The organism is Ruegeria sp. CH2 (assembly GCF_056537065.1).
This window is the reverse complement of sequence record NZ_JBQFQV010000015.1, coordinates 16,904-42,739: the sequence shown is the minus strand read 5'-3', so window position 1 is coordinate 42,739 and position 25,836 is coordinate 16,904. Positions and strand designations below refer to the sequence as shown.

General features: G+C 60.4%; 24 protein-coding genes. All 24 read left to right on the top strand.

From position 1 onward, the window contains the following. Positions 1–43: 43 nt before the first annotated feature. The 24 genes from ACR0M9_RS17430 (at position 44) to ACR0M9_RS17315 (ending at position 25,814) form a co-directional block, all read left to right on the top strand. The gene (locus ACR0M9_RS17430) at positions 44–373 is read left to right on the top strand and encodes a c-type cytochrome (RefSeq protein WP_480488726.1); all 330 of its coding nucleotides are present in this window, start codon (positions 44–46) and stop codon (positions 371–373) included. Then, positions 370–1,515, top strand: coding sequence for a cytochrome D1 domain-containing protein (locus tag ACR0M9_RS17425; RefSeq protein WP_480774216.1), 1,146 nt, complete (start codon positions 370–372; stop codon positions 1,513–1,515). Before ACR0M9_RS17430 ends, ACR0M9_RS17425 begins: the two co-directional genes overlap by 4 nt. Before the next feature lie 3 nt (positions 1,516–1,518). Next, positions 1,519–2,508, top strand: coding sequence for a siroheme decarboxylase subunit beta (gene ahbB / locus ACR0M9_RS17420; protein ID WP_480559910.1), 990 nt, complete (start codon positions 1,519–1,521; stop codon positions 2,506–2,508). Then, positions 2,505–2,954: an Lrp/AsnC family transcriptional regulator gene (locus ACR0M9_RS17415; protein WP_480774215.1), complete on the top strand. Its 450-nt coding sequence runs from the start codon at positions 2,505–2,507 to the stop codon at positions 2,952–2,954. Before ahbB (ACR0M9_RS17420) ends, ACR0M9_RS17415 begins: the two co-directional genes overlap by 4 nt. Further along, positions 2,951–3,433: a siroheme decarboxylase subunit beta gene (ahbB, locus tag ACR0M9_RS17410; RefSeq protein ID WP_480774214.1), complete on the top strand. Its 483-nt coding sequence runs from the start codon at positions 2,951–2,953 to the stop codon at positions 3,431–3,433. Before ACR0M9_RS17415 ends, ahbB (ACR0M9_RS17410) begins: the two co-directional genes overlap by 4 nt. A gap of 4 nt (positions 3,434–3,437) precedes the next feature. Beyond that, entirely contained in the window at positions 3,438–4,652 is a 1,215-nt protein-coding gene (gene nirJ, locus ACR0M9_RS17405) for a heme d1 biosynthesis radical SAM protein NirJ (protein ID WP_480774213.1), read from the top strand. Between the two features lie 76 nt (positions 4,653–4,728). Continuing rightward, the gene (locus ACR0M9_RS17400) at positions 4,729–6,252 is read left to right on the top strand and encodes a cytochrome D1 domain-containing protein (RefSeq protein ID WP_480774212.1); all 1,524 of its coding nucleotides are present in this window, start codon (positions 4,729–4,731) and stop codon (positions 6,250–6,252) included. Continuing rightward, positions 6,209–6,472 carry a hypothetical protein gene (locus ACR0M9_RS17395; RefSeq protein ID WP_209507042.1) on the top strand — a complete coding sequence of 88 codons (264 nt, stop codon included), beginning with the start codon at positions 6,209–6,211 and terminating at the stop codon, positions 6,470–6,472. Before ACR0M9_RS17400 ends, ACR0M9_RS17395 begins: the two co-directional genes overlap by 44 nt. Positions 6,473–7,018: 546 nt before the next feature. Continuing rightward, the gene (locus ACR0M9_RS17390) at positions 7,019–9,196 is read left to right on the top strand and encodes a 4Fe-4S binding protein (protein WP_480774211.1); all 2,178 of its coding nucleotides are present in this window, start codon (positions 7,019–7,021) and stop codon (positions 9,194–9,196) included. 15 nt (positions 9,197–9,211) lie between these two features. After that, a complete protein-coding gene (nosZ, locus tag ACR0M9_RS17385) occupies positions 9,212–11,119 on the top strand; it encodes a TAT-dependent nitrous-oxide reductase (RefSeq protein ID WP_480484303.1) in 1,908 nt (635 codons plus the stop codon). A gap of 2 nt (positions 11,120–11,121) precedes the next feature. Continuing rightward, positions 11,122–12,378: a nitrous oxide reductase family maturation protein NosD gene (locus tag ACR0M9_RS17380; RefSeq protein WP_480539705.1), complete on the top strand. Its 1,257-nt coding sequence runs from the start codon at positions 11,122–11,124 to the stop codon at positions 12,376–12,378. Further along, positions 12,368–13,261 carry an ABC transporter ATP-binding protein gene (locus ACR0M9_RS17375; protein ID WP_480539707.1) on the top strand — a complete coding sequence of 298 codons (894 nt, stop codon included), beginning with the start codon at positions 12,368–12,370 and terminating at the stop codon, positions 13,259–13,261. The genes ACR0M9_RS17380 and ACR0M9_RS17375 overlap by 11 nt, the downstream gene beginning before the upstream one ends. Then, the gene (locus tag ACR0M9_RS17370) at positions 13,258–14,079 is read left to right on the top strand and encodes an ABC transporter permease (protein WP_209507037.1); all 822 of its coding nucleotides are present in this window, start codon (positions 13,258–13,260) and stop codon (positions 14,077–14,079) included. The genes ACR0M9_RS17375 and ACR0M9_RS17370 overlap by 4 nt, the downstream gene beginning before the upstream one ends. After that, complete coding sequence (locus ACR0M9_RS17365) at positions 14,076–14,591, top strand: nitrous oxide reductase accessory protein NosL (RefSeq protein WP_480774210.1); 516 nt, start codon at positions 14,076–14,078, stop codon at positions 14,589–14,591. Before ACR0M9_RS17370 ends, ACR0M9_RS17365 begins: the two co-directional genes overlap by 4 nt. Further along, positions 14,588–15,481 carry an FAD:protein FMN transferase gene (locus ACR0M9_RS17360; RefSeq protein WP_480774209.1) on the top strand — a complete coding sequence of 298 codons (894 nt, stop codon included), beginning with the start codon at positions 14,588–14,590 and terminating at the stop codon, positions 15,479–15,481. Before ACR0M9_RS17365 ends, ACR0M9_RS17360 begins: the two co-directional genes overlap by 4 nt. 148 nt (positions 15,482–15,629) lie before the next feature. Beyond that, a complete protein-coding gene (gene napF / locus ACR0M9_RS17355; RefSeq protein WP_480484297.1) occupies positions 15,630–16,145 on the top strand; it encodes a ferredoxin-type protein NapF in 516 nt (171 codons plus the stop codon). Beyond that, positions 16,142–16,435, top strand: coding sequence for a chaperone NapD (locus ACR0M9_RS17350; protein WP_267363554.1), 294 nt, complete (start codon positions 16,142–16,144; stop codon positions 16,433–16,435). Before napF ends, ACR0M9_RS17350 begins: the two co-directional genes overlap by 4 nt. Further along, positions 16,432–18,924, top strand: coding sequence for a nitrate reductase catalytic subunit NapA (gene napA, locus ACR0M9_RS17345; protein WP_480484296.1), 2,493 nt, complete (start codon positions 16,432–16,434; stop codon positions 18,922–18,924). The genes ACR0M9_RS17350 and napA overlap by 4 nt, the downstream gene beginning before the upstream one ends. A gap of 28 nt (positions 18,925–18,952) precedes the next feature. Continuing rightward, positions 18,953–19,771 (top strand): ferredoxin-type protein NapG, encoded by an 819-nt coding sequence (napG, locus tag ACR0M9_RS17340; protein WP_267363552.1) that lies wholly within the window; start codon positions 18,953–18,955, stop codon positions 19,769–19,771. Continuing rightward, positions 19,768–20,685 carry a quinol dehydrogenase ferredoxin subunit NapH gene (gene napH / locus ACR0M9_RS17335; protein ID WP_480774208.1) on the top strand — a complete coding sequence of 306 codons (918 nt, stop codon included), beginning with the start codon at positions 19,768–19,770 and terminating at the stop codon, positions 20,683–20,685. Before napG ends, napH begins: the two co-directional genes overlap by 4 nt. Positions 20,686–20,697: 12 nt before the next feature. After that, the gene (locus ACR0M9_RS17330; RefSeq protein ID WP_480477413.1) at positions 20,698–21,135 is read left to right on the top strand and encodes a nitrate reductase cytochrome c-type subunit; all 438 of its coding nucleotides are present in this window, start codon (positions 20,698–20,700) and stop codon (positions 21,133–21,135) included. Positions 21,136–21,164: 29 nt separating this feature from the next. Continuing rightward, positions 21,165–21,857 (top strand): NapC/NirT family cytochrome c, encoded by a 693-nt coding sequence (locus tag ACR0M9_RS17325; RefSeq protein WP_267363548.1) that lies wholly within the window; start codon positions 21,165–21,167, stop codon positions 21,855–21,857. 13 nt (positions 21,858–21,870) lie between these two features. Beyond that, complete coding sequence (locus ACR0M9_RS17320; RefSeq protein ID WP_480507876.1) at positions 21,871–22,128, top strand: hypothetical protein; 258 nt, start codon at positions 21,871–21,873, stop codon at positions 22,126–22,128. A 485-nt stretch (positions 22,129–22,613) separates the two neighbouring features. Further along, positions 22,614–25,814 (top strand): adenylate/guanylate cyclase domain-containing protein, encoded by a 3,201-nt coding sequence (locus tag ACR0M9_RS17315; RefSeq protein ID WP_480774207.1) that lies wholly within the window; start codon positions 22,614–22,616, stop codon positions 25,812–25,814. Positions 25,815–25,836: the final 22 nt, after the last annotated feature.

Sequence of the window (25,836 nt, the reverse complement as noted above, 5' to 3'; positions counted from 1 at the left end):
AGGGTGCAGAAATCGTGTGCCGTGTCCCGCGCCGAACAGAAATGTGCCCGGCCACAAGGGGTGGGTCGCCCGAACCTTTCTGACAACTGCGGTTCTGGCCGCAACGTCCGCCTTTGCTGCCGATGTCATTGATCCCAACGCACTGAAAAGACTTGTGCATCAGGATTGCGGCTCGTGCCACGGGTTATCGCTGAAAGGCGGCCTGGGGCCTGATCTGCGCTCGAAAACACTGGAGCATTATGACGCCGAGGTTTTGACCGGCGTCATCCTTGACGGCATCCCCGATACGGCGATGCCCCCGTGGCGGCCCCTGATCAGCGAAGAAGAGGCCGAATGGATTGCCCGATACCTGCTGGAACAGGAGGCACAATGAAACACCTTATCCTCAGCCTTGCGGCGACATTGATGATGACCACGGCCCAGGCCGAGCCGATGGCGACAGGAGACCTTGGGCTGGTGATCGAACGTGCCAGCGGATCGGTCCTGTTGGTGGACCAGTCCGACCGTGCAGCTCTGGCCCGGATAGAAGGATTGGGCGATCTGTCCCACGCCTCGTTGGTCTATTCACCGGATGAACGTTTTGCCTATGTCTTTGGCCGTGACGGAGGCCTGACCAAGGTTGACATTGTCACCCGCCAGATCGTGAACCGTGTTGTGCAGTCCGGAAACGCCATTGGCGGCGCAATCTCGGACGATGGCGCCCTTGTAGCGGTATCGAATTACGAACCCGGCGGTGTGCGCGTGTTTGATGCGCAAACGCTGGAGATGGTGGCTGACATTCCCACCGGCAGCAAAACGATTGGTCTGGTCGACGCGCCGGGTCGCCGTTTCGTTTTCACAATGTGGGACACGGGTGAGACATGGATCGCGGATTTCGCACAAGGCGCGCCCGAGATCACCAAGATCCCCGATATCGGCAAGAACCCTTATGACGCGCTGATCACTGCCAATGGCCGCACCTATATCACCGGCCTGTTTGGCGAGGATGGTCTGACCGCGCTTGATCTGTGGTCCGACAACCCGGAACCGATCCGCGTTCTACCCGGCTATGGCCGTGGTCAGGAGGAAATGCCGGTCTACAAGATGCCCCATCTGGAAGGTTGGGCGCTGACAGGGTCCGAATTTGCCTTGCCCGCCGTTGGCCACCACGAGGTTTTGTGGATCGACTCCACCACCCTGACCGAGACCGGACGCACGCAAACCTACGGACAGCCGGTCTTTGCCATGGCCCGCCCGGACGGGCGGCAGGTCTGGGTTAACTTTGCCCACCCGCTGAACGATACCATTCAGGTCATCGATACCGTCAGCAAACAGATCATCCACGAATTCAAGCCCGGCCCTGCCGTTTTGCACATGGAATTCACACCGCGCGGGCACGAGGTCTGGATCAGTGTGCGCGATGCGAACAAGGTCATGGTTTATGACACGCGTAGCTTCGAAAAACTACGTGAGATCGAGGCCGAAAGCCCGTCGGGTATCTTCTTTACTGCGCGTGCGCACAAAACGGGTCTGTAAGTTATGCAACACATTACAGACCCGATCGACCGCCGCTTGCTGGATGAATTTCAGCGTGATTTCCCGGTGACCGAACGCCCGTTTCAGGTTCTTGGAACCGCTCTTGAACTGGACGAAAGCGAAGTCATCCACCGCCTGACCAGAATGCGCACCACAGGCCGCATCACGCGGGTTGGCGCAACCATCACACCCGGCGTGGTGACGGCCAGTACGCTGGCAGCAGTGTCCGTCCCGGAGGAGCGGCTGGAAGAGGTTGCCGCCCTGATCGACGCCGAGCCGGGTGTAAACCACAATTATCAGCGCGAGGACGCTTGGAACCTCTGGTTCGTCGCTACCGGCCCGGATCGGGCGCATGTGGATGCTACCCTCGCACGGATCAGCCGGGTCACCGGGCTGCTGGTACTGGATTTGCGGCTGGTGCGCCCTTTCAACGTTGATCTTGGGTTCCGCATGATCGGAGGGATCAAAAATGTGCCCACAGCGCGTCAGGTGGATGCATCCGCCATGCGCGACGGCGATCGATGTCTACTGCAAACGCTCAGCTCGGGACTGTCTCTGGTCGCTGAACCCTATGCAGAATTGGCACATTCACTGAACCGGGACGTTGATGATGTGATGGCGCGAGTCATCGCGTTGCATTCGGCCGGTATCATCTCGCGGCTGGGCGTCATCGTACGTCACCGGGCGCTTGGCTGGTCGGCCAATGCGATGGTTGTCTGGGACCTGCCAGCGGAGCAGGTCGATACAGCCGGCCCCGCTTTGGCGGCTTTCCCCGGTGTGACCTTGTGTTACGAGCGCAACCCGGTGCCCGGTGTGTGGCCATATCGCCTGTATTCCATGATCCACGCGCGATCCCGCAGCGAGGCTTTGGACGTGCTGACCCGTGCGACGGCCCTGCCAGAACTGACGGGTGCACGGAACAAGGTTCTGTTCTCAACCCGCTGCTTCAAGCAGACCGGCGCGCTGATTCAAACCAAGGAGGTCGCCGCATGACGCTGGACCAAACTGACCGTGCGATCCTGAACCGGATGCAAGACGATCTGCCACTGGTTTCACATCCTTACGCAACAGTCGCCAAAGAACTTGGCCTGTCCGAGGCCGAATTGCTGGCGAGCCTGACGCGCATGAAAGAGACCCGCGTCATCACACGTTTTGGGCCGTTTTTCGATGCCGCGGCGATGGGCGGTGCTTTTTGCCTCTGTGCGATGGCCGTTCCGGTCGGGGAATTTGAAGCCGTCCTGACCAAAGTCAATACACACCCCGAGGTCGCCCATAATTATGAACGCACGCACCGGCTGAACATGTGGTTCGTACTGGCCACGGAAACGCCCGAAGGGATCGAGGCCGCGGCCGATGCAATCGAACGGGAAACGGGGATCGAGGTTCTTTGTTTCCCCAAACTTCAGGAATTTTATATCGGCTTTCGGGTGGCGGCATGATCGACGCAACAGACAGACAGATTATCCAAGCACTACAGGGCGGATTGCCTCTGGTTTCTGCCCCATATGCTCAGGTTGCTGATGATCTGGGGATGCAGGAAGCCGATCTGCTTGAGAGGCTGTCAGCCCTCAAAGCGCGTGGCGTAATCCGCCGCATCGCGGCCGCCCCCAACCACTACAAGCTGGGCATGACCTCGAACGGCATGACTGTCTGGGATGTCGAAGATGACCGCATCGCCGAATTGGGCGCTCAGATCGGTGCTCTACCCTTTGTCACCCATTGCTATGAACGCCCGCGCGCCCTGCCCGACTGGCCCTACAATCTGTTTGCCATGGTTCACGGATCGGATCGGGATGAAGTCGAGGAAAAACGCGCCCAGATCACTACGATCCTGGGTGACGCCTGCCGGGCCAAGGATATCCTCTATTCCACGCGCATTCTGAAAAAGACCGGGCTGCGCCTGAAAAAGAAAGGCTGAGACGATGTTCCGCCTGACCGAATACATGCACCAGCTGGTCAAACCGACCCCGGTGCGAAAACGCCGCCCCGGTCCTGTGAAACCGGTTGTAATCTGGAACCTAACGCGGCGCTGCAATCTGAAGTGCCGTCATTGCTACACCGTCTCGGCGGATGTTGCGTTCCCGGGCGAACTCAGCCACGAGCAAGCCATGGTAACCCTTGAGGATCTGGGCCAGTTTCGCGTCCCGGCCCTGATCCTCTCGGGCGGGGAACCGCTGGACCGATTTGATTTCTTCGACATTGCCAAACGTGCCCGCGACCTTGTGCCGATGCTGGCGCTGTCGACCAACGGGACACGCATTCATGATGAGACCGCCGACATGATTGCCGATGTCGGATTCAACTACGTTGGTATCTCGTTGGATGGGATCGGGGCCACGAATGACTGGTTCCGCGGCGTTGAAGGGGCTTTTGCCGACGCCCTGCGCGGTGTGCGCGAATGCAAGAGGCGCGGCATCAAGGTTGGCTTGCGGTTCTGCCTGACCGAAGGCACGCAGCATCACCTGCCGGACCTGCTTCAGCTATGCGATGACGAGGGCGTCGACAAGTTTTACCTGTCGCACCTGGTTTATGCCGGGCGCGGCGACAAGAACCGCGGCGAGGATGCTGAGCATCAGCGCACCCGCAAGGGAATGGATCTGCTGTTGGAGCGCGCGTGGGAGGCTGCCTCGGGCGGTCGCCCGCTGGATATCGTGACCGGCAACAATGATGCAGACGCGGGGTATTTTCTGAACTGGATTCGTGCGCATTTCGACGCTGACAAGGCTGCGCATGTCCGCGAGCATCTGGCCGCTTGGGGAGGAAATTCCAGCGGTTTGGGTGTGGCCAATATCGACAATCTGGGCCGGGTCCATCCTGACACCTACTGGTCCGATTATACAGTAGGCAACGTTAAGACTAATCCGTTTTCCGAGCTTTGGACCAGCGACGATCCGATGCTGGCCATGCTGCGCACGCGTCCGCGCCCGCTTAGGGGTCGATGTAGGGCCTGCGAGCTAAAGGACGTCTGCGGTGGCAACACCCGCATCCGGGCCCTGCAACTGACCGGTGATCCCTGGGCCGAAGATCCGGCCTGTTACCTGACAAACGAAGAAATCGGTGTTGACGACGCAGGCGAGCGTCTGCGGGTTACGCCGTTCCGGGGGAAAAGCCATGATCCGGCGCATCAATTCTTTTAATCCCGTCTGCTCTGAGCCTTCGACATGGGTGCCAGAGACACCCAAGGGAGCCTCCGGCGGGAGTATTTTTGAAAAGATGAAGCTCGTGGTGATGTGTTCCGTGCTGACCGCAGGTGCAGCCTGGGCAGACGCACCAACGGATTATGCTGAACATTGTGCGTCCTGCCACGGTGAAAACCGTCTGGGCGGCGTCGGCCCGGCCTTGATCCCAGAGACGCTCCAGCGCATGCGCGGGCCCCGCATCGCAGCGGTGATAGCCGAAGGGCGCGCGGCGACGCAGATGCCTGCTTTCTCGCACGAACTTGACGCTTTGCAGATTGAAGAGCTGGCTGGCTGGCTAAAATCACCGCTGGAAACCGACCCCGAATGGGGCGAGGCCCATATCATGGACAGCCGCACGCTGGATGACGGTTACATCCCCGTTGAGGCGCCAGTGTGGTCAAGTGACCCGATGAACATCACTCTGGTGGTCGAAACCGGGGACCATCACGTCAGTGTGCTGGATGGTGACACGTTTGAGGTTCTGGACAGGTTCGAGACACCTTTTGCGGTTCACGGCGGGCCGAAGTTCAGCCCGGATGGGCGTTTCGTTTTCATCATGTCCCGGGATGGCTGGGTTCAGAAATACGACATCTGGGCCCTGCAACAGGTGGGGCGCGTACGGGCGGGGCTTAACAGCCGTAACATCGCAATGTCCGGCGACGGCAAGTGGCTGGCTGTTGCGAATTATTTGCCCAACAGTCTGACCTTGCTGTCGACCGAAGACTTGTCGGTGGCAAAAGTCATTGCGATCAAAGGAAAAGCGGGAAAATCCAGCCGCGTATCCGCGGTGTATCAGGCCCCCCCGCGTGAGAGCTTTGTTCTGGCGCTCAAGGATGTTCCCGAGATCTGGGAGGTCTTCTACGGAGCCAACCCGCCGCAATCCGGGCTGGGTCACGACTTTCGCATCGAAGGGCAGTTCAAGAACCCCGATCCTTTCCCGGTGCGCAAGATCACAACGCCCGACTATCTGGACGATTTCTTTTTCGATCAGAGCTATGAATACGTCATGGGTGCCGCGCGCGATGGCAAGGGCGGACAGGTGATCGACCTTGTTATTGGGCACAAGGTGGCCGATCTGGACTTGCCGGGGATGCCGCATCTAGGCTCGGGGATTACGTGGAAACATGGCGATACGACCGTTATGGCCACGCCGCATCTGACTGACGGCACGGTGTCGGTGATCGACATGGGGACTTGGGAAACCGTCAAGCGGATCAAGACCGAAGGGCCGGGATTCTTCATGCGGAGCCACGAGAATTCGCCTTTCGTCTGGGCCGATGTCTTCTTTGGTCCCAACAAGGATGCCATGCATGTGATCGACAAGCAAAGCCTTGAAATCGTAAAGACTTTGCGCCCTGCCCCGGGCAAGACCGTGGCACATGTAGAGTTCACAAAGGATGGCCGCCACGCGCTTGTGTCGATCTGGGAAGATGACGGCGCGGTGATCGTTTATGACGCGCAGACGCTGGAAGAAGTGCGCCGCCTGCCGATGCGTAAACCATCTGGGAAGTACAATGTCTGGAACAAAATCACCTTCTCGGAAGGCACCAGCCACTGAGGGCAAATGGCCGGTCTGGAAACTGGCCATTCTGCTTTATCCAGCCACCATGTTGACCGTGGCCATCAACCTGTTTCTGGCCGGGCTGATCCTGCATAGCGCCGGTTTCGGGGTGATTGGACCGGTTCCGGCAATCCTTTGGTCAATACCTTTAGGCATACCCGCGTCCTGGTTGGCGGGGCGATGGGTGCGTGGGTTGATGGACGAAGCGGACGGCTGAAGGGAAATTCCAAAGGCCTGACGAAAGTCAAGTATCGGACAGGGAAAACCGCCTACGACTCGGGAAAGAATACCGAGTTGGATTCTCCATGCCTGCCTTTAACTCTTTCCACACCCTCCCTGTTCGCGCATTACGCGCGGCGTGTGGACTGGCAGGTATTTTCCTTCTGTTGTTGCAAATGCTTGGCCCGGTTCTGGCGAGTCCCGGTGAGAGCATGTGGGTGGAGATCTGCTCGGAGGCGGGCGCGGTCTGGGTTCAAGTTGACCTTGAAGAAGAAGGCGACAACGATCCAACCGCGCCCTGCCCGAAATGCGCGGACTGTGCGCTTTGTGCGGTGACGGTGTCAGCACCGATGCCGGGCGCTTTGCAGCCCGCAAGCGTCGTAAATGTTCAAAATGTACGCTTTGAACATGGGGGGCAGTGCATTTTGTACAGCCCCAAACACCTGTGGCCCGAAACCCGGGGGCCCCCGTTCACGACCCAAGAAGAATCTGAACGCGCCCCGCGCGCGTCCATGGCGTCTACCCAATTGATCGGAGGTGCGCCGTGGTTATAAGTCGCGCAATCCATTTCCTTCTGGCCCTCGTTCTGTCCTGCGGTGTTGCAATCAGTGCACGCGCCGACAGTCTTGCCAGCTTTCTTCCTGACATTGATCCGGCTGACCTGGCCCCGGGTGCCGACGCGTTTGGCCCGGTACGCAGCGACGTGAAGGTTGCCCCGGTCCTTCGGGGTGCCGAGACCATCGCGTGGGCTTTTCTGACTTCGGACTTTGTCGGAACGACCGGCTATTCCGGCAAACCCATTCACGTGGTTGCTGCCATCGACGCAGACGCTGTTCTGACCGGTGTTCAGCTGGTCAAGCATTCCGAACCCATCGTACTGATCGGTATTCCCAATTCCCGGATGGTGGAACTGACCGAAGGCTATGCGGGCCTTGACCTGAAACGAGAGGCCGAGACCGGGGGTGAGGGGCATGACCTAGACATTATCTCGGGTGCGACCGTGACGATCATGGTGATCGATGACAGCCTTGTGCGCGGAGGGATCAAAGTGGCCCGCGCGCTGGGGCTGGGCGGATTGTCTCCGGTACAGGCTGGCGGGCCGAAGCGCGAAGTCGATATGGCGCAGGATGCCATTTACGACTGGACCACATTGTCTGGAGACGGCTCGGTCCGGCGGATGACGCTGGATGTCGGGCAGGTCAATGCTGCCTTTGAAGCCACCGGGGATCAGCGCGCGATCAAGCGCCCCGAACCGGGCGAGCCGGATGACACCTTCATCGACATGCACATGGCGCTTGTTTCGGTCCCGTCCATCGGCAAGTCGCTGCTGGGTGAGGCCGAATATCAGAACCTGACCAACTGGCTGGACGAGGGCGAACAGGCCATTCTGGTACTGGGGCGCGGGGCCTATAGTTTCAAGGGCTCGGGCTATGTCCGGGGTGGGATCTTTGACCGGATTCAGCTGATCCAGGGCGACAGCTCGGTTCGGTTCTTCGACAGGCAGCAGCGCCGTCTGGGTGAGGTTGCCGCGCCAGATGCCCCCAGCTTTACCGAACTGGATATCTTCAAGATCCCCGCTGATGCCGAGTTTGACCCGGCCGAGCCGTTCCGCCTGCAATTGCTGGTGCAGCGTGCCGTCGGGGCGGTTGAAAAGACCTTTCTGACCTTCGATCTGGGATACAAACTGCCGGAACAGTACCTGTTGCCCGTCACCGCGCCATCGGTCGTAGATGATGCAACAGGCGAAGCGGCCGCCAAGGCGGCCCTGTGGCAGCGCATCTGGAAGGATCGCACTGTCGAGATCGCCGGGCTTGGTGTCATGCTGCTGGTGCTGACGGCGACGTTCTTCTTCCAGTTCCACGCCACGATGAATGCGCGCGTCTTCTACTGGTTCCGCATCGGGTACCTGACGATAACCCTGTTCTTCATCGGCTGGTATGCCAATGCACAGCTGAGCGTGGTGAACCTGATGGCGCTGGCGGGCAGTCTGCGAACCGGGTTCTCGTGGGATGCGTTCCTGCTGGACCCGCTGGTCTTCATCCAGTGGTTTGCCGTGGCCGCCGCCCTGTTGTTCTGGGGTCGTGGGGCCTATTGCGGCTGGCTGTGCCCGTTTGGCGCGCTTCAGGAGCTGACCAACAAGATCGCGCGGGCGCTGAAAGTGCCGCAATGGAGTTTGCCCTGGGGTCTGAACGAGCGTCTCTGGCCTGCGAAATACATGATCTTTCTGGGTCTTTTTGGCCTGAGTTTCGTGTCGATCCCGCTGGCCGAGCAATATGCCGAGATCGAACCGTTCAAGACCGCGATCATTCTGAAATTCATGCGCGACTGGCCGTTTGTGGTCTTTGCGCTGGTCCTGCTGGGGATCGGGCTGTTCGTTGAGCGGTTCTATTGCCGCTATCTTTGCCCGCTGGGCGGAGCGCTGGCGATCCCTGCCCGTATCCGCATGTTCGACTGGCTGCGCCGCTATAACGATTGTGGCACGCCCTGTCAGACCTGCGCCAATGAATGCCCCGTTCAGGCGATCCACCCCACCGGTGAGATCAATCCGAACGAGTGCGTCACCTGCCTGCATTGTCAGGTGCTCTATCAGTCCGAGGACAAATGTCCCGTCGTTATCCGCCAACTGAAACGGCGGGCCAAGACCGGGTCGGTCACACCTAAGACCCCCCTCGGGCAACCACCGGCGAACCATCCGAACGCCAAACCGAAAACCGTTTCCTAAAAAGGAGGAACGACCATGTCGGACCAAGAAAATAAACTGAACATCACGCGCCGCGGTATGCTGGGGGCCACTGCCACCGGTGCCGTCATCGCCGGGACCGGTCTGGGATCGACCCTGATGACCGCGAAAGAGGCCAGCGCTGCCGCCAAGCAGCATCTGGAGCCGGGCGAGCTGGACGAATATTACGGCTTCTGGTCGTCGGGCCAGACCGGCGAACTGCGCATTCTGGGCGTGCCGTCCATGCGCGAGCTGATGCGGGTGCCTGTGTTCAACCGCTGCTCGGCCACGGGCTGGGGCCAAACCAACGAGTCGCTGAAGGTTCTGACCGAGGGCCTGCTGCCTGAAACCAAGGAGTTCCTGGCTGCAAACGGCAAGGTCACCTATGACAACGGCGACCTGCACCACCCGCATATGTCGTTCACCGACGGCACCTATGATGGCCGTTATCTGTTCATGAACGACAAGGCCAACACCCGCGTGGCCCGTGTGCGCTGTGACGTGATGAAATGCGACAAGATCATCGAGATCCCGAACGCGCATGACATCCACGGCCTGCGTCCGCAGAAATTCCCGCGCACCGGCTATGTCTTTGCCAACGGTGAGCACGAGGCCCCGCTGGTCAATGACGGCCAGATCCTTGATGATCCGTCACAATATGTGAACATCTTTACTGCCATCGACGGCGACACCATGGAAGTTGCATGGCAGGTGATGGTGTCGGGTAACCTCGATAACACCGACTGCGACTATCAGGGCAAATACGCCTTCTCGACCTCGTATAACTCGGAAATGGGTATGAACCTGGCCGAGATGACCGAGAACGAGCTGGACCATGTGGTCGTGTTCAACCTCAAAGGTATCGAAGAGGCCGTAGCGGCCGGGAACTATCAGGAACTGAACGGCGTCAAGGTCGTGGACGGGCGTAAAGAGGCGGGTGGAAACCTGACCCGGTACATCCCGATCCCGAACTCGCCACACGGTGTGAACGCAGCGCCTGACAAGAAACACATCATGATCAACGGCAAGCTGTCGCCGACCGTGTCCGTGATCGATGTGGAAAAGGTCGATGCGCTGTTCAGCGAAAACGCCGATCCGCGTTCCGCTGTTGTCGCCGAGCCGCAGCTGGGCCTTGGCCCGCTTCACACGGCATTCGACGGCAAGGGCAACGCCTATACCACCCTGTTCCTGGACAGCCAGGTGGTGAAGTGGGACATCGCCAAGGCGATCGAGGCCTATGCGGGTGCCGATGTTGACCCGATCGTCGACAAGGTCGACGTGCATTACCAGCCGGGCCACAACTCGACCTCGATGGGTGAAACTGCCGAAGCTGATGGCAAGTGGCTGATTTCGATGAACAAGTTCTCGAAAGACCGCTTCCTGAACGTGGGTCCTCTGAAGCCCGAGAATGAGCAGCTGATCGATATTTCCGGCGACAAGATGAAGGTGGTCCATGACGGCCCGACCTTTGCCGAGCCGCATGACTCGATCATTGTTCACCGGTCCAAGGTGAACCCGGTCAATGTCTGGGACCGCAACGACCCGATGTGGGAAGAGGCGCGTGCGCAGGCTGCCGCTGACGGTGTCGATCTGGACGAAGGTGCCGAGGAACCGATCCGGGATGGCAACAAGGTGCGGGTCTACATGACCTCGACCGCGCCCGTGTTCAGCATGGAGAAGTTCACCGTCAAGCAGGGTGACGAGGTGACCGTTTATGTCACCAACCTGGACGACGTGGATGATGTGACCCACGGCTTCTGCCTGTCGAACTTCGGTATCGCGATGGAAGTTGCACCGCAGGCCACCGCCTCGGTCACGTTCATTGCAGACCGTCCGGGCGTGCACTGGTTCTATTGCCAGTGGTTCTGTCACGCGCTGCACATGGAGATGCGCGGCCGGATGTTTGTTGAGCCGCGGAGCGCATAAACATGCGTTGGCCCCTGCTCATACCGCTCCTGCTCGGCTCGCCCCTTTGGGCGGCGGACTGGGATGTGCCCAACCGGGCGGGGGCCATCAACGAGATACTGGCGCAGGCGGCGGATGGGGACACCCTTCGCCTGAGCCCCGGCGTTTACGTCGAGCAGTTGGTTCTGGACCGGCCCGTGACCCTCGACGGGCTGGGACAGGCCACCATCGACGGCCAAGGCCAAGGCAGCGTGATCACAGTGACCGGGCCGGGCGTGACCCTGCGCGGGCTGACTGTGATCGGATCAGGCTCGGACCATGACGGGATCGACAGCGGCATCCAGCTGACCAAGACGGCGCGCGCGCCGGTGGTCGAGGATAACGTGCTGCTGGGCAATCTTTACGGCATCGACATCCACGGTGCGAAGGACAGCATCGTGCGCGGCAACCGGATTGAAGGGCGGCAGGATCGCCATATGAACGCGCGCGGCAATGGTGTCTATGTCTGGAACGCGCCGGGTGCGGTGGTTGAAGGCAATGACATCCGCTATGGGCGCGACGGGATCTTTGTGAACTCGTCCAAGAAGAACACCTTTACCGGCAACCTGTTCCGCGATCTGCGGTTTGCCGTTCACTACATGTATGCCGACGACTCGGTTGTCAGCGACAATGTCTCGATCGGCAACGATCTGGGCTATGCGGTGATGTTCACGACCAATGTGCGGGTCGCCAACAATGTCTCGATCGGAGACCGCGAACATGGCGTGATGCTGAACTATGCCAACAAGAGCGTCATCACCGGCAATGTGGTGAAAGGTGCCAAGGAAAAATGCACCTTCCTGTATAACTCGAACAAGAACGAATTCACCGACAACTGGTTTGAGGGATGCGGCATCGGCATCCATTTTACCGCTGGCAGTGAACGCAACCGCATCGTCGGCAATTCATTCATCGGCAACCGGACGCAGGTGAAATATGTCTCGACCAAGTGGGTCGAGTGGTCCGAAGACGGGCGCGGCAACTACTGGTCCGATTTTGCCGCCTATGATGTGGATGGCAACGGCATCGCCGATGTCCCCTATCGACCCAATGACAGTATGGACCATGTGCTGTGGACCCAACCCGCAGCCAAATTGCTGCTCGGCTCGCCTGCCGTGCAGCTGGTACGCTGGTCGCAATCAGCCTTCCCGGCACTGTTGCCGGGGGGTGTGATGGACAGCAACCCATTGATGCAAGCCCCTGAACCCCCAGCTATGAAAAAGGTGCCTCATGACGGATAAGGCCCTGTCAATTGACCATGTCAGCAAGAACCGGGGGAAAACCCGCGTTCTTGACGATATCACCCTGTCCCTTGCCCCCGGTCAGCGCGTGGCGCTGCTGGGCCATAACGGCGCGGGAAAGTCGACCCTGATCAAATCCATCCTTGGCCTGACGCCCATTCGGGACGGAGCCATTCGGATCGGGGGTGCCACCCCCGGCAGCGCGCAGGCGCGACGGGATACGGCCTATCTGCCCGAGGCGGTCTCGTTTCACCCGGCGTTGACCGGGCGCGAGCAGCTGACGCTGTTTGCAAAACTGTCCGGGTCAAAAGCCGATGTTCCCGGCCTGCTGGAGCGCGTTGGCCTGAGCGACGCATTGGACCGCCGGATCGGTGCCTATTCCAAGGGGATGCGGCAACGACTGGGGCTGGCGCAGGTGCTGCTGGGACAGCCGAAAGTGGCGCTGCTGGATGAGCCGACATCGGGCCTGGACCCGATCTCGCGGCAGGACCTCTATGCCATTATTGACGAATTGGCCGCGCAGGGTACCGCCGTGCTGATTGCCAGCCATGCCTTGACCGAGGTTGAGGCGCGCACCGACCGGATCGCCATCATGCGCAAGGGTCGGATGGTGGCCGATGACACGCTGAACAACCTGTCGGCGCTGGCCGGGCTGCCGATCCGCCTGAAGGTGCGCGCCAGCGCCAATGCAGATGCCCTGGCCGCTGAACTGGGCGGCAACCGGATCAACGGCGCATCGGTCGAGCTGCTGTGCACACCCGAAGACAAGATGGAGGCCCTGCGCCGGATCGCCGGATTGGGCGATGCGGTGGCGGATGTGGAAATGACACCACCCAAGCTGGAGGACCTTTATCGCCACTACGCACAGGAGGAGAGGACATGACCCGCTTCCTTGCCATCACCCGAACTGAAATGCTGATCCTGCGCCGCAACCGCTGGCTGTTGGTTGCCACGCTGATCATGGTGCTGTTTGCTTTGGCGCTGACCTTTGCGGGCAGCGCGCCCACCGGCACATTGGGTGTTGATATGCTGACCGTCTCGGTCGCGTCGATGACTACGTTGTCGGTTTACCTTGCGCCTTTGCTGGCGCTGATGATTTCCTTCGATGCCATCGCGGGCGATGTGGACCGGGGCAGCCTGTCGCTGCTGCTGTCTTATCCGGCTGGACGCGGGGAAATCCTGTTGGGCAAGTTCTGCGCCCATCTGGCCGCGCTGGCCTTTGCCATGACCGTGGGTTTTGGCACCGCAGGCGCGGTAGCCGCGTTCTTTGGTGGTGCGGGGCCGGAAAGCCTGATGGCGCTGGTGCGACTTATCCTGACATCAATCCTACTGGGCGCCGTGTTTCTGGCGCTTGGATACCTGCTGTCCGCTTTGGCGAGGGGCGCCACCGCGGCGGCGGGTCTGTCGGCCGGGCTTTGGCTGGTTTTTGTCGTCCTTTATGATCTGGGCCTGTTGGGGGCCGTCGTCATGGACAAGGGCGGCGCATTCACCCAATCCGTCTTTCCATGGGTGATGGTGGCCAACCCGGCCGACGCGTTCCGTTTGTGGAACATCGCCGCGACGGAAGGCGTGGCCATGGCCTCGGGCATGACCGGGGCCGCACAGGCCCTGCCGGTCTGGGCTGCGCCCGCGTCGCTGCTGATCTGGCCGGTGCTGGGCTTTGCCCTTGCCCGGCTGGCTTTCCGGAGGGTCGAGCCATGAGACGTCTTGCCCTGATCGCATTGCTTGCACTGGTGGCCTGCAAGGAAGAGCTGGCCGAGGCCCCCGATCCGGTCGATCTGACACCGGATGCGCTGAGCTATTTCTGTCAGATGAATGTCGCCGAGCATGGCGGGCCCAAGGGGCAGATTCATCTGAAAGGCTATCCGGCCCCGCTGTTCTTTGCACAGGTGCGGGACATGGTGGCCTATCTGAAAAGCCCCGAGCGCGATGCGGATATCACTGCCATCTATGTCAGCGATATGGGCGTCGCGCCAAGCTGGCGGCAGCCGGGGATTTCGAACTGGATCGCTGCGGATGATGCGACTTTTGTGGTTGGTGCCGATGTGGCTGGCGGCATGGGTGCGCGCGAAGTGGTGCCCTTTGCTGATCCAGCGGATGCCCAGATTTTCGCGGAGACCTATGGCGGGACCGCGATGCGCCTGCCCGACATTCCCGATGCCGAAGTGCTTGGCCCTGTCGATCTTGATCTGACATTGGAGACCCCCGTATGACCGCCCTGTCCCGTCGCCGTTTTCTGATCATTTCCGCCGCCTGTGCGGCCACTCCGGCCATGGCTTCGGACGCGTACTGGCGCGGAACCGCCCTTGGGGCTGCGGCCAGCCTGCGGCTGGTCGGGCTGACGGATGCCGAGGCCGCACCGATCATTGCCGCCGTTGAGGGTGAGGTGACCCGGCTGGAGGATATCTTCAGCCTGTACCGTCCGCAGTCACAGCTGAGCCGCCTGAACCGCGACGGTGTTTTGACCGCACCCGCGCCTGAGCTGTTGGAGGTATTGAGCCTGAGCAGCGCCCTGCATCAGGCATCCGGCGGCGCTTTCGATCCCAGCATTCAGCCCCTGTGGGATGCTTTGGCAACAGGCGCAGGCCCCGGAGATCTGGCTGCCGCCCGCGCTGCTGTGGGTTGGGAACGGGTGTCTTTCGATGCTGCGTCGGTGCGGCTGCCGGTGCCGGGCCAGTCGGCCCTGACGCTGAACGGTATCGCCCAAGGCGCGATCACGGATCGGATCGCCGCGCTGCTGCGTGGCTTTGGTTTGCGTGATGTTCTGGTCGATATGGGAGAGGTTGCCGCCTTGGGTGCGCGAGGCGACGGCGCCCCCTGGAAAGTCGGGTTGGTCGCGCCGGACCAGCGGGTTTTGAAACGGGTCGCGCTGCGTGACCGCGCGGTCGCGACATCATCGTCGCTGGGGACGCAGCTGGGACAGGGTTTGGGCCACATCATCACCCCGGACGGGCCTGCAAACCGGGACAGAACGGTTTCGGTTTCTGCCCCTGACGCGGTGATCGCAGATGGGCTGTCTACTGCGATATGCGCGGCGCCCGAAAGCCAAGTAGCTGAAATCTTGAGATATTTTATCGGAGCCCGTGTCGAGCTGAATGTATGACGCATGGTCGCAAATCTCAGGTGGGTCAGGAAAATTCACCAAGAACATGATATTCGCGAAAAACATGATATAGGTCAATTCGTGCGCTGCTTCGCGCAGTTAGGAAGTAAGGACGCGAACCAATCTATCCACACTCGAGTCGCCAGCCATGAGCCAGTTGACCAGCAGACGCGCTTTTCTGAGCGCACGTATCCTACGGGAGGATCCTGATGCGATCCGACCGCCGGGTGCGGGCGTGACAGGCTTTGCCGATCTGTGCACAGGCTGCGAAGACTGCGCCGGGGCCTGCCCGGAAGAGATCATCACATTCGACAACAGCGGCTTTCCGGTTCTGGATCTTTCCGCAGGCGGCTGCACCTTATGCGGTGCATGTGCCGAGGTTTGCCCGACCCCGGCGTTGTTGCCCGAGCGTGTGACCGAGTGGCCGTGGCGCGCACGGATCGAGGCTGCAAGCTGCCTGTCGATGAACGGGGTAAGCTGCCGCCTGTGTCAGGACACTTGCGAACAGGAAGCCATCCGCTTTCGCCTGCAACTGGGCGGGCGGGCTGAACCAGCGCTTGAAACCGAAACCTGCATCGGATGCGGCACATGTTCTGCCGCCTGCCCCGCCGGGGCCATCACGATGCACCGCCCCGCCCCTTTGCACCCGGAGGTGACCCAATGAATATCTGTGGCTGTCTTGTCCACATCGCCCCCGATCACACCGACGCCGCACGCGCGGCGATGACCGGCACCGATGGCGTCGAGCTTCATGCCGAGGCCGAGGATGGCCGGTTCGTCGTGGTTGTCGAGGATACAGCCGACCGGCTGGCCTCGGAAACCATCATGGATCTGCACCAGATCCCCGGCGTGATCTCGCTATCGCTGACCTATCACCATTTCGAAGATCCCGCGGAGGCTGCTCCGCGTCCTGATGCTCCAAGCCAACCGTCCAGCAGGAGGCCCATGCAATGACCATCTCTGAATCCCGTCGTACATTTCTGAAAGCGTCCGCAGCGGCTGCCACGGCCTCGGCTGCCGGCATTCCAATGGCCGCTGGTTCGGCCAGCGCCCAGGCCGCCGCGCCCGATATCCGCTGGGACAAGGCCGCCTGCCGGTTCTGCGGCACGGGCTGTTCGGTTCTGGTGGGCACCAAGGATGGCCGCGTAGTCGCCACGCAGGGCGACCCGGATGCGCCGGTCAACCGGGGTCTGAACTGTATCAAGGGCTATTTCCTGTCCAAGATCATGTATGGCAAGGACCGCCTGACCACGCCGCTTTTGCGCAAAACCAACGGCGAATATGACAAGAATGGCGAGTTTGAGCCGGTCAGCTGGGACGAAGCCTTTGACGTCATGGCTGCCAAGTGGAAAGAGGCGCTGGCCAAGAAAGGCCCGACCAGCGTGGGTATGTTCGGTTCCGGTCAGTGGACCGTCTGGGAAGGTTATGCGGCGGCCAAGATGATGAAGGCCGGGTTCCGGTCGAACAACATCGACCCCAACGCGCGTCACTGCATGGCGTCGGCCGTGGTCGGCTTTATCCGTACCTTCGGCATCGACGAGCCGATGGGCTGCTATGACGACCTTGAGCACGCAGATACGTTTGTTCTGTGGGGGTCGAACATGGCCGAGATGCACCCGATCCTGTGGTCGCGTCTGACCGATACGCGCCTGACCAAGCCGGGATGCGAAGTGCATGTTCTGTCGACCTTCGAGCACCGTTCGTTCGAGCTGGCCGACAATGGCATGGTGTTCAACCCGCAGACCGATCTGGCGATCCTGAACTACATTGCCAATTACATCATCCAGAATGGCGCGGTGAACGAAGAGTTCGTCAAGAACCACGTCAACATCACCAAGACCGCCACCGATATCGGTTATGGCCTGCGCGACAATCATCCGCTGCAACAAGAGGCCGCGAACCCCAATGTCGGCAAGATGGAGCCGATCAGCTTTGAGGAATATGCCGAGGCGGTATCGGCATACACGCTGGAATACACCTCGGAGCTGTCCGGCGTTCCGGCGGACAAGCTGGAGCGTCTGGCCCAGCAATATGCCGACCCGAACCGCAAGGTCATGAGCCTGTGGACCATGGGGTTCAACCAGCATACCCGCGGGTCGTGGGTGAATTCGCTGATGTATAACGTGCACTTGCTGGTGGGCAAGATTTCCGAGCCCGGAAACTCGCCCTTCTCGCTGACCGGTCAGCCGTCGGCCTGCGGAACCGCGCGTGAGGTCGGCACTTTTGCCCACCGTCTGCCTGCCGACATGGTTGTCATGAATGACGAGCACCGCAAGATTTGCGAAACCGCCTGGAATGTGCCTGCGGGTACCATTCCGGCCAAGCCCGGCTTTCACGCCGTGCTGCAACACCGCAAGCTGAAGGATGGTGATCTGAACGCCTATTGGGTGCAGTGCAACAACAACATGCAGGCCGCACCGAATATCAACGAAGAAGGCTATCCCGGGTATCGCAACCCCGAGAACTTCATCACCGTATCAGACCCCTACCCGACCGTCACGGCCGTATCCGCCGACCTGATCCTGCCCACCGCCATGTGGGTCGAGAAGGAAGGCGCCTATGGCAACGCCGAGCGCCGCACCCAGTTCTGGCGGCAGCAGGTCAAGGCTCCGGGCGAGGCCAAGTCGGACGTGTGGCAGGTGATGGAATTCTCGAAACGCTTCACCGTTGAGGAGGTCTGGGGCGAAGAGTTGCTGGCCACCATGCCGGAACATCGCGGCAAGACCATGTACGAGGTTCTGTTTGCCAATGGCAGCGTCGACAAGTTCCCGCTGTCGGAAACCGCCGAGGGCTTTGACAACGACGAATCCGAGCATTTCGGGTTCTACGTTCAGAAGGGTCTGTTCGAGGAATATGCCAATTTCGGACGCGGCCACGCGCACGATCTGGCACCGTTTGAAACCTATCACCAAGCCCGTGGCCTGCGCTGGCCGGTCGTGGATGGCAAGGAAACGCTGTATCGTTTCCGCGAAGGCTATGACCCTTATGTGCCCGAAGGCGCGGGCGTGAAGTTCTATGGCAAGAAGGATGGCAAGGCGAGCATCATCTTTGCGCCTTACGAGCCTGCGGCCGAGGAACCGGATGCGGAATATGATCTGTGGCTGTGCACCGGTCGTGTGCTGGAACACTGGCATTCGGGGTCGATGACGCGCCGTGTCCCAGAGCTGCACCGCGCCTACCCAGCGGCTGTGGTTTACATGCATCCGCAGGACGCCAAGGATCGGGACCTGCGCCGGGGTCAGGAGATTGTTCTGTCTACCCGTCGGGGCGAGGTCACCAGCCGGGTCGAGACCCGTGGGCGCAACAAGGTGCCGCGCGGTCTGGTGTTCATGCCGTGGTTCGACGAAGGCCAGTTGACCAACAAGCTGACGCTGGACGCGACCTGCCCGCTGTCGAAAGAGACCGACTTCAAGAAATGCGCCTGCAAGGTCGAGCGCGCATAGGCAACAAGGATCGTACGGGTAAATCCTCATGTCTTTTGCCGACAAACCCCTTTCGCCGCAGCGGCGCCGGTTCCTGCAGGATTCGGCGCGGGCGGCGGGCGGCTGCGTGGTCGCCGGGACGGTGCTGGCCTATCTGGCCCGCGACGCCCGCGCCCTGCCAGCCGAGGCTTTGCGCCCGCCCGGCGCGCTGCCGGAAAAGGAGTTTCTGTCGGCCTGCATCCGCTGCGGATTATGCGTGCGGGATTGCCCATACGATACCCTGAAACTGGCCGAGTTGGGCTCGGACGCGGTGGCGACGGGAACACCCTTTTTCACCGCGCGGGATATTCCCTGCGAGATGTGCGACGACATCCCATGTGTCGCCGCATGTCCGACCGGGGCACTGGATCCCGCGTTGGACAATATCGACGATGCGAAGATGGGGGTCGCGGTTCTGGTCGATCAGGAGAACTGCCTGAACTTCCTCGGGTTGCGCTGCGATGTCTGTTACCGCGTCTGCCCCGTCATCGACGAGGCGATCACGCTGGACACCACGCACAACACGCGGTCGGGCCATCACGCGATGTTCATCCCGACCGTCCACGCCGACCGCTGCACCGGCTGCGGCATGTGCGAGAAAAGCTGTGTTCTGCCCGAGGCCGCCATCAAGGTGCTGCCTGCCCGGCTGGCGCGGGGCAGTTCGGCAGAGCATTACCGCAAGGGCTGGGAAGAAAAGGCCGCGAAAGGCGCGCCGGTGGTCGAGGGGATCATCGACCTGCCGGACCGTTTGCCCGGACCGGGCACGGACAATCTGGCCACGCCCGGCGGATTTGCACCGGGATATGATCTGCCGGGGGTGGGACAATGAGCGCCCGCACAGATATGCCCACAGGTCACGAGGCCATCGCCAGCAAGGGCTGGATCGGCGCGCATCGCTATCTGCTGCTGCGCCGGGCAAGCCAGCTGTTCTTTCTGGTTCTGTTTCTGCTGGGCCCATGGTTCGGTATCTGGATTGTTCAGGGAACGCTGGCCGGGTCGCTGACGCTGGGCGTGCTGCCTTTGACCGATCCGTTCATCCTGTTGCAGAGCATGGTTGCAGGCCACTGGCCCGAAATGACCGCGCTGATCGGTGGGCTGATCGTTCTGGTGGTCTATGCCCTGATTGGTGGCCGTGTCTATTGTTCCTGGGTCTGCCCGATCAATCCGGTGACGGATGCGGCCAACTGGTTGCACCGCAAGCTGGAGCTGCCGAAAGGCTGGCAACCCAAGCGCGGCACACGCCTGTGGATTCTGGCAACCGTCCTGCTTGTTTCGGGTCTGAGCGGCATGATCGCGTGGGAGTTGATCAACCCGATCACCATGCTGCATCGCGGGCTGGTCTTTGGAACGGGCTTTGTCTGGGCCCTGATCGCCGCCATCTTTGTCTTTGACGTTTTTGTCTCGCGCCACGGATGGTGCGGACACCTGTGCCCGGTGGGCGCGTTCTATGGCCTGATCGGAGCAAAAAGCCTGCTGCGGATCAGCGCCACAAACCGCGCCGCCTGCGACGACTGCATGGATTGTTACGCGGTCTGCCCGGAAAATCAGGTGATCTCGCCCGCGCTGAAGGGCAAACCGGGAAGTACCCCGCTGATCCTGTCACCCGACTGCACGAATTGTGGCCGCTGCATCGATGTCTGCGCGGTCGACGTCTTTACCTTTACTCACCGGTTTGACGACCACGTCGTCCAACCTTCCGATCCAGTTGCCGCGCCCGAGCCGCGCGCCGCCAGACCTATCTAGGGGAGTGCCAAGATGAAAAAATCGATCGTTACAGGCGGAATTGCCCTTCTACCCGTATTATTGCTGAGCGGTTGGGCCGTCGCGCAATCTGCTCAGGTTGAATCCCTGCGTGGTGCGGACGTGGATGAGCCGGTGCCGCTGGACCAGATTCACCGCAATGTCGAAGGGCGGCAGCAGCGCAATTACCGGCAGCAACCGCCATTGATCCCGCATTCGGTCGAACAGTACCAGATCGACATCCGTACCAACCAGTGCCTGTCCTGCCATGACTGGACCAAAGCCGGTGACCGCAACGCACCAACGCTGTCGATGACCCATTATCTGGACCGCGAAGGCCGCGAACTGGATCGGATCGCCGGAACGCGGTATTTCTGCAACCAGTGCCACGTACCGCAGGCCGACGCCCCGCCGCTGGTCGACAACGTGTTCCAGCCCTCCGCCGGCAATTGATCCAACGCAAGACTGAAAGGAGCACCGACATGGCCGACTCCCCTGAAAACCGCGGCTTGCTTGGTCGCCTCTGGAACGCGATCTGGACGCCGACGGTGTTGTTCAGTTCAGGCTTTCTGGTCCTGGCCGGATTTCTGGCCGGTATCCTGTTCTGGGGTGGATTTCACTGGACCCTTGAGCTGACGAATACCGAAGAATTCTGTACTTCGTGCCACACGATGGAAACGAACCTGGGCGAATATCGCGAAACGGTCCATTACAACAACCATTCCGGCGTTCGTGCGATCTGTTCCGACTGCCACGTGCCGGATGAATGGAGCCACAAGATCAAAGCCAAGATCATGGCCGTCAAAGACGTCTATCATGAGCTGGCCGGAACCATCAGCACACCCGAGCAATACGAGGCGCATCGCCTGAGCATGGCTTCGGCCGTGTGGAAGAAGATGAAGGAATCGGACAGCCGCGAATGCCGCAACTGTCATAACTTTGACTACATGGACTTTACCATTCAGGAAACCCGCGCCGCGTCGGAACACCAGCGCGCCATCGACACCGGCATGACATGCATCGACTGCCATCAGGGCATCGCGCATAATCTGCCCGCGAACTATCTGGAACAATACCAGAAGATAAGCGAGGCCGTGGAGGGCGTGGTTCTTCAGGAACATGCATCCGCCTCGGGCAGCGACATCCGCGCGTTTCTGAACAACAGCTCGAATTAGGGTGGGGGCAGACATGTTAGACTTACTTGGAACAATCGGTGCCAATGTCCTGGGCCTGCCCGGCATACTGGGACTGGCGCTTGGAATGATGACCCGCAAGCTGTGGTTGGGCGCGGCACTGGGGGCCGTTGTCGGCATTCTGGAAACGCTGGTTTTTGCGGGCTTTCAGTTTGCCCATGTGGAAGCGCTGGAACTTGGTATCTCGGTTCTGGTCGGGCTTTGCGCGGGCAGCCTTGGCACTGCCATCCGCCTGAAAGGCGCAACCGTCTGAAGAAGAAACCGGTTCTGCCCGTTTGGTGGAGCCGGTATCCTGCCGGGTCACGTTTCCCGCGCCAAAGCAGATGCTTGTGCCGCGCGCGACGCGTCTATTGACGCTAGGGAAGCGTTTAAGGCGCGCGGTGGCGCCAAAAATCGGCAGGGTGTGATTTTCGCATTTCCACAACTTCGATGAAAGCGCACCAGGCCCTAGAGCCTAGGGAGAAACACCCATTCCCATTCCGTGCGGCAAGGCAGCAGGCCCGGCCCAGATTTGCGCGTGAAAAATCAATATGAAACCGAAAGCCAATGATTTGACAAGAAAAATTCAAAGTGGAGTGGAAATTCGAAACGACATCTGTCACAGCAGATAACAAGTTAATAATGGTGTCCCTGCGTCATGTGGATAGAACGTAAATTCCTCTCTATTTTTGCTTATACAAATACAATATGTTTTGAGGGGAGTAAGGGGGGAAGGAAAATGGGCGGGGGCGCAGAACGATGACGGGGGTCCTTGAGGCATCGCCGCGTATCTCAAAAGTTCTTCAACTGGCTGATCTGGAAAACCATGCCACGCTGTTTCGGCAGGAAGGCGTGGATGATGATATTCTGGACGAGCTGACAGATCCCGAACTGCGCGATCTGGGGCTGACGGTTGGTGAAAGAAAGCGGTTTCGCAAGGCGCAGGCGCGTCTGAAATCTGAGGAAGCTTCGACCCGGCAGGAGCTTAGGTCGGAAGCCGAACGGCGGCAGCTTACGCTGGTTTTCTGCGATCTCGTAGGGTCCACGCAGCTGGCCCAGCGGTATGACCCGGAAGACCTGATGCAGATCATGAATCTGTATCTGGATACGGCGATCGGCACCCTGAAACAGCATGGCTGTCATCTGGCCTACAGGCAGGGCGACGGAATCATGGTCTATTTCGGATATCCCAAAGCCATGGAGGACGATGCCGAGCGCGCCGTTCGCGCCGTGCTGGAGACCATCGAAGCCGTACAAAACCTTGAAAACAGGTTTGGCGAAAAACTGGATCTGCGCGCGGGAATTGCCACCGGTATGGTTGTTGTGGGAGTGGTCTCGTCAACAAGTCTTGGTTCGCAGGACTTTCTGGTCGGTGAAACCGCGAACCTTGCATCCCGCCTGCAAGGTCTGGCCGAGCCGGGCGAGGTGATCGTTTCCGCAGAGACGTGGCGATTGACACAGGGCGCATTCGAGTTCGAGCCCCGTGGCAGCCAGAACCTGAAAGGGTTTGACAATCAGCGCACCGTCTATCGCGCAATTTCCGAAAGCGTCGCGACCAGCCGGTTCGATGCGCGTGTCGGACAGTCAGCCGTTGATCTTGTCGCCCGTGGCGACGATCTTTCGGTCCTGACCCAGCTTTGGAAAGACGCACAGGCGGGGTCCGGCAAGTTTGCGTTTGTCGGTGGCGCCGCAGGCATTGGCAAGTCGCGGCTGATCAAGTCCCTGTCTGAAACAATTGGCGTCAAACCCTTTACCTTGCAGTGCATTCCGCATCTGGCCAGCCTTCCGCTTCACCCGATCGTGGGAGAGTTGAGGCGTGTTTCAGGCGACAAATCCGATGACAGCATCAGGGCCGCGATTTCCGATTTTGTTCAGGCCGCCTCTCGTCTGAGCGACGCGGATTTGCCTGTTCTGCTGGATATGGCCGGGGTCGAAACGGGCGCAGCGCCGGATCCCGATCCCCTGAAGAAGGCCCGCAAATCGCTGGACGTGTTGTTGCGCAGCCTTGGCAGCCTGTGTGACAGGCGCGGCACCTTGTTGCTGGTGGTGGAAGACGTGCACTGGGCTGACGCAACCACGCTGGACGTGCTGGAGGCGCTGGCATCAGGACTGGACGGGTTCCCGATACTTGTGGTCCTGTCGCATCGCCCTGAATATGAGCCGCCAGAGCATTACGAGGGCCGCGCGGCGCGCATCGATCTGACGCCTCTGGCCGGCAGTGAAGCCTCGGAACTGGTCCGGCGCGTGGCCGAGCCATACAGTTTGCCGGTCATCCTGATCAGGCAGATTGTCGAGAAAGCCGATGGCGTGCCGCTTTACATCGAAGAGATGACAAAGGCGGTTCTGGATCAGCTGCCGCAAGATGCGCCGATCAACGCCGAGGTTTTGGATGCCCTGAGTATCCCCGCGACCCTTCAGGATTCGTTGATGTCGCGTCTTGACCGGATGGAAAACGCAAAGCCCATCGCGCAGCTTGGGTCTGTTATCGGGCGCAGTTTCACCTCGGCGATGATCCAGGCGGTGGCGCAGGAAGACATGGATGTGGAAAGCGCGCTGATGCAGCTGATGGCGGCTGGCGTTGTGCTGATCACGGGCGAAGCCGGAACGGCCACCTACACGTTCAACCACGCGCTGGTTCAGGATACGGCCTATAACTCGCTGCTGCGCGAAGACCGGCAGAAGGTTCATCTTAAAATCGCACGGGCCTTGCTGGCCGGACATAACGCATTCGGAAACCCTGCCCCCGATACCGTGGCGCATCACTGCGACCATGGCGGGTTGAAGGATGAGGCGGTGTCCAACTGGTTTACGGCAGGCGAACAAGCCCTGACGCGGTTGGCGAACCTGCCTGCAATCTCGGCATTTCGCGCGGCACTGCGCAATATCGGAACGATGCCCGCCAATGCCGAGCGTGACGGGTTCGAGCTTCGGGTGCAGATGAATATCCTTCCGGCTTACATGGCGATCTATGGATGGTCCTCCGATCAGGTCGGAGAGACAGCCGCCCGCGCGATGGAGCTTGCCCATGCATTGGGCGATGGCGAAACCCTTTTCGCGGCCACCTTCTGCCGCTGGACCAATTTCTTTGTGGCAGGCCAGATGAACCGGGCAATGGAGATGGGACAGGCTCTGGACGCGATGGCCGGTATGAGTGGCGATCCTGTCGCCAACGTGCTGGCAGCCCGCGCGCTGAGTTTCACGCATTACTTCCGCGGGGAGTTCGCGGATTGCGAGCAGCAGCTTGACCGTGCCTTTGCGCTGATCACGCCTGAGCTGGACATGGCCATGATGCCGATGACCCAGTCCTCGACCACGGCGTCGTTGCTGGCCATTCAGGGGTGCCTTCTGTGGCAGCAGGGCAAGTTTGATGAGGCGGAGGCCGCACGTCTGAAAGCCATCGACGTCAGCCGGGCACTGAACCACGCACCCAATCTTGTCTATGTCATGGGCGCGTGCAGCATGTTCCTGCCCTACGCGGGCGAATGGGACCGGCTGGACGTCACTATGAAAGAAGCGCGCAAGATCGCCGATGAGGAAGGGTTCCTGTATCTTCACGCCATGCAGGATATCTACATGGGTCTTGCGCAGGCGGGAAAAGGTGACATCGAGGGCGTCCCGGCCCATATCGAGGCCTGCATGAACCTGATCTCAAAGTCTGGTGGAAACTTTACTTTTCCGCAGAATCAGATTGTTCTGTCTGAGTTGATGATCGATCACGGGGATATTGATCAGGCCCTGGACCGGCTTGAAACCGTGTGTACCCCCGGTTGGGAACGAGGAGAAACGCTGAACAAACCGGAATATCACCGCGTGCGGGCCAAAGCCTTTGCTGCCAAGGGTGATCGGGATAGCGCGATTGCCGAGGGTGAACTGGCATTGGCGCTTGCCCGCGAATGTGGTGCCGTTGTTCAGGAACAACGCGCCGAGGCACTTCTGGACAGTTTGACGAAAGCCGAATGAACGAGACGGACTGCCCGGCCAA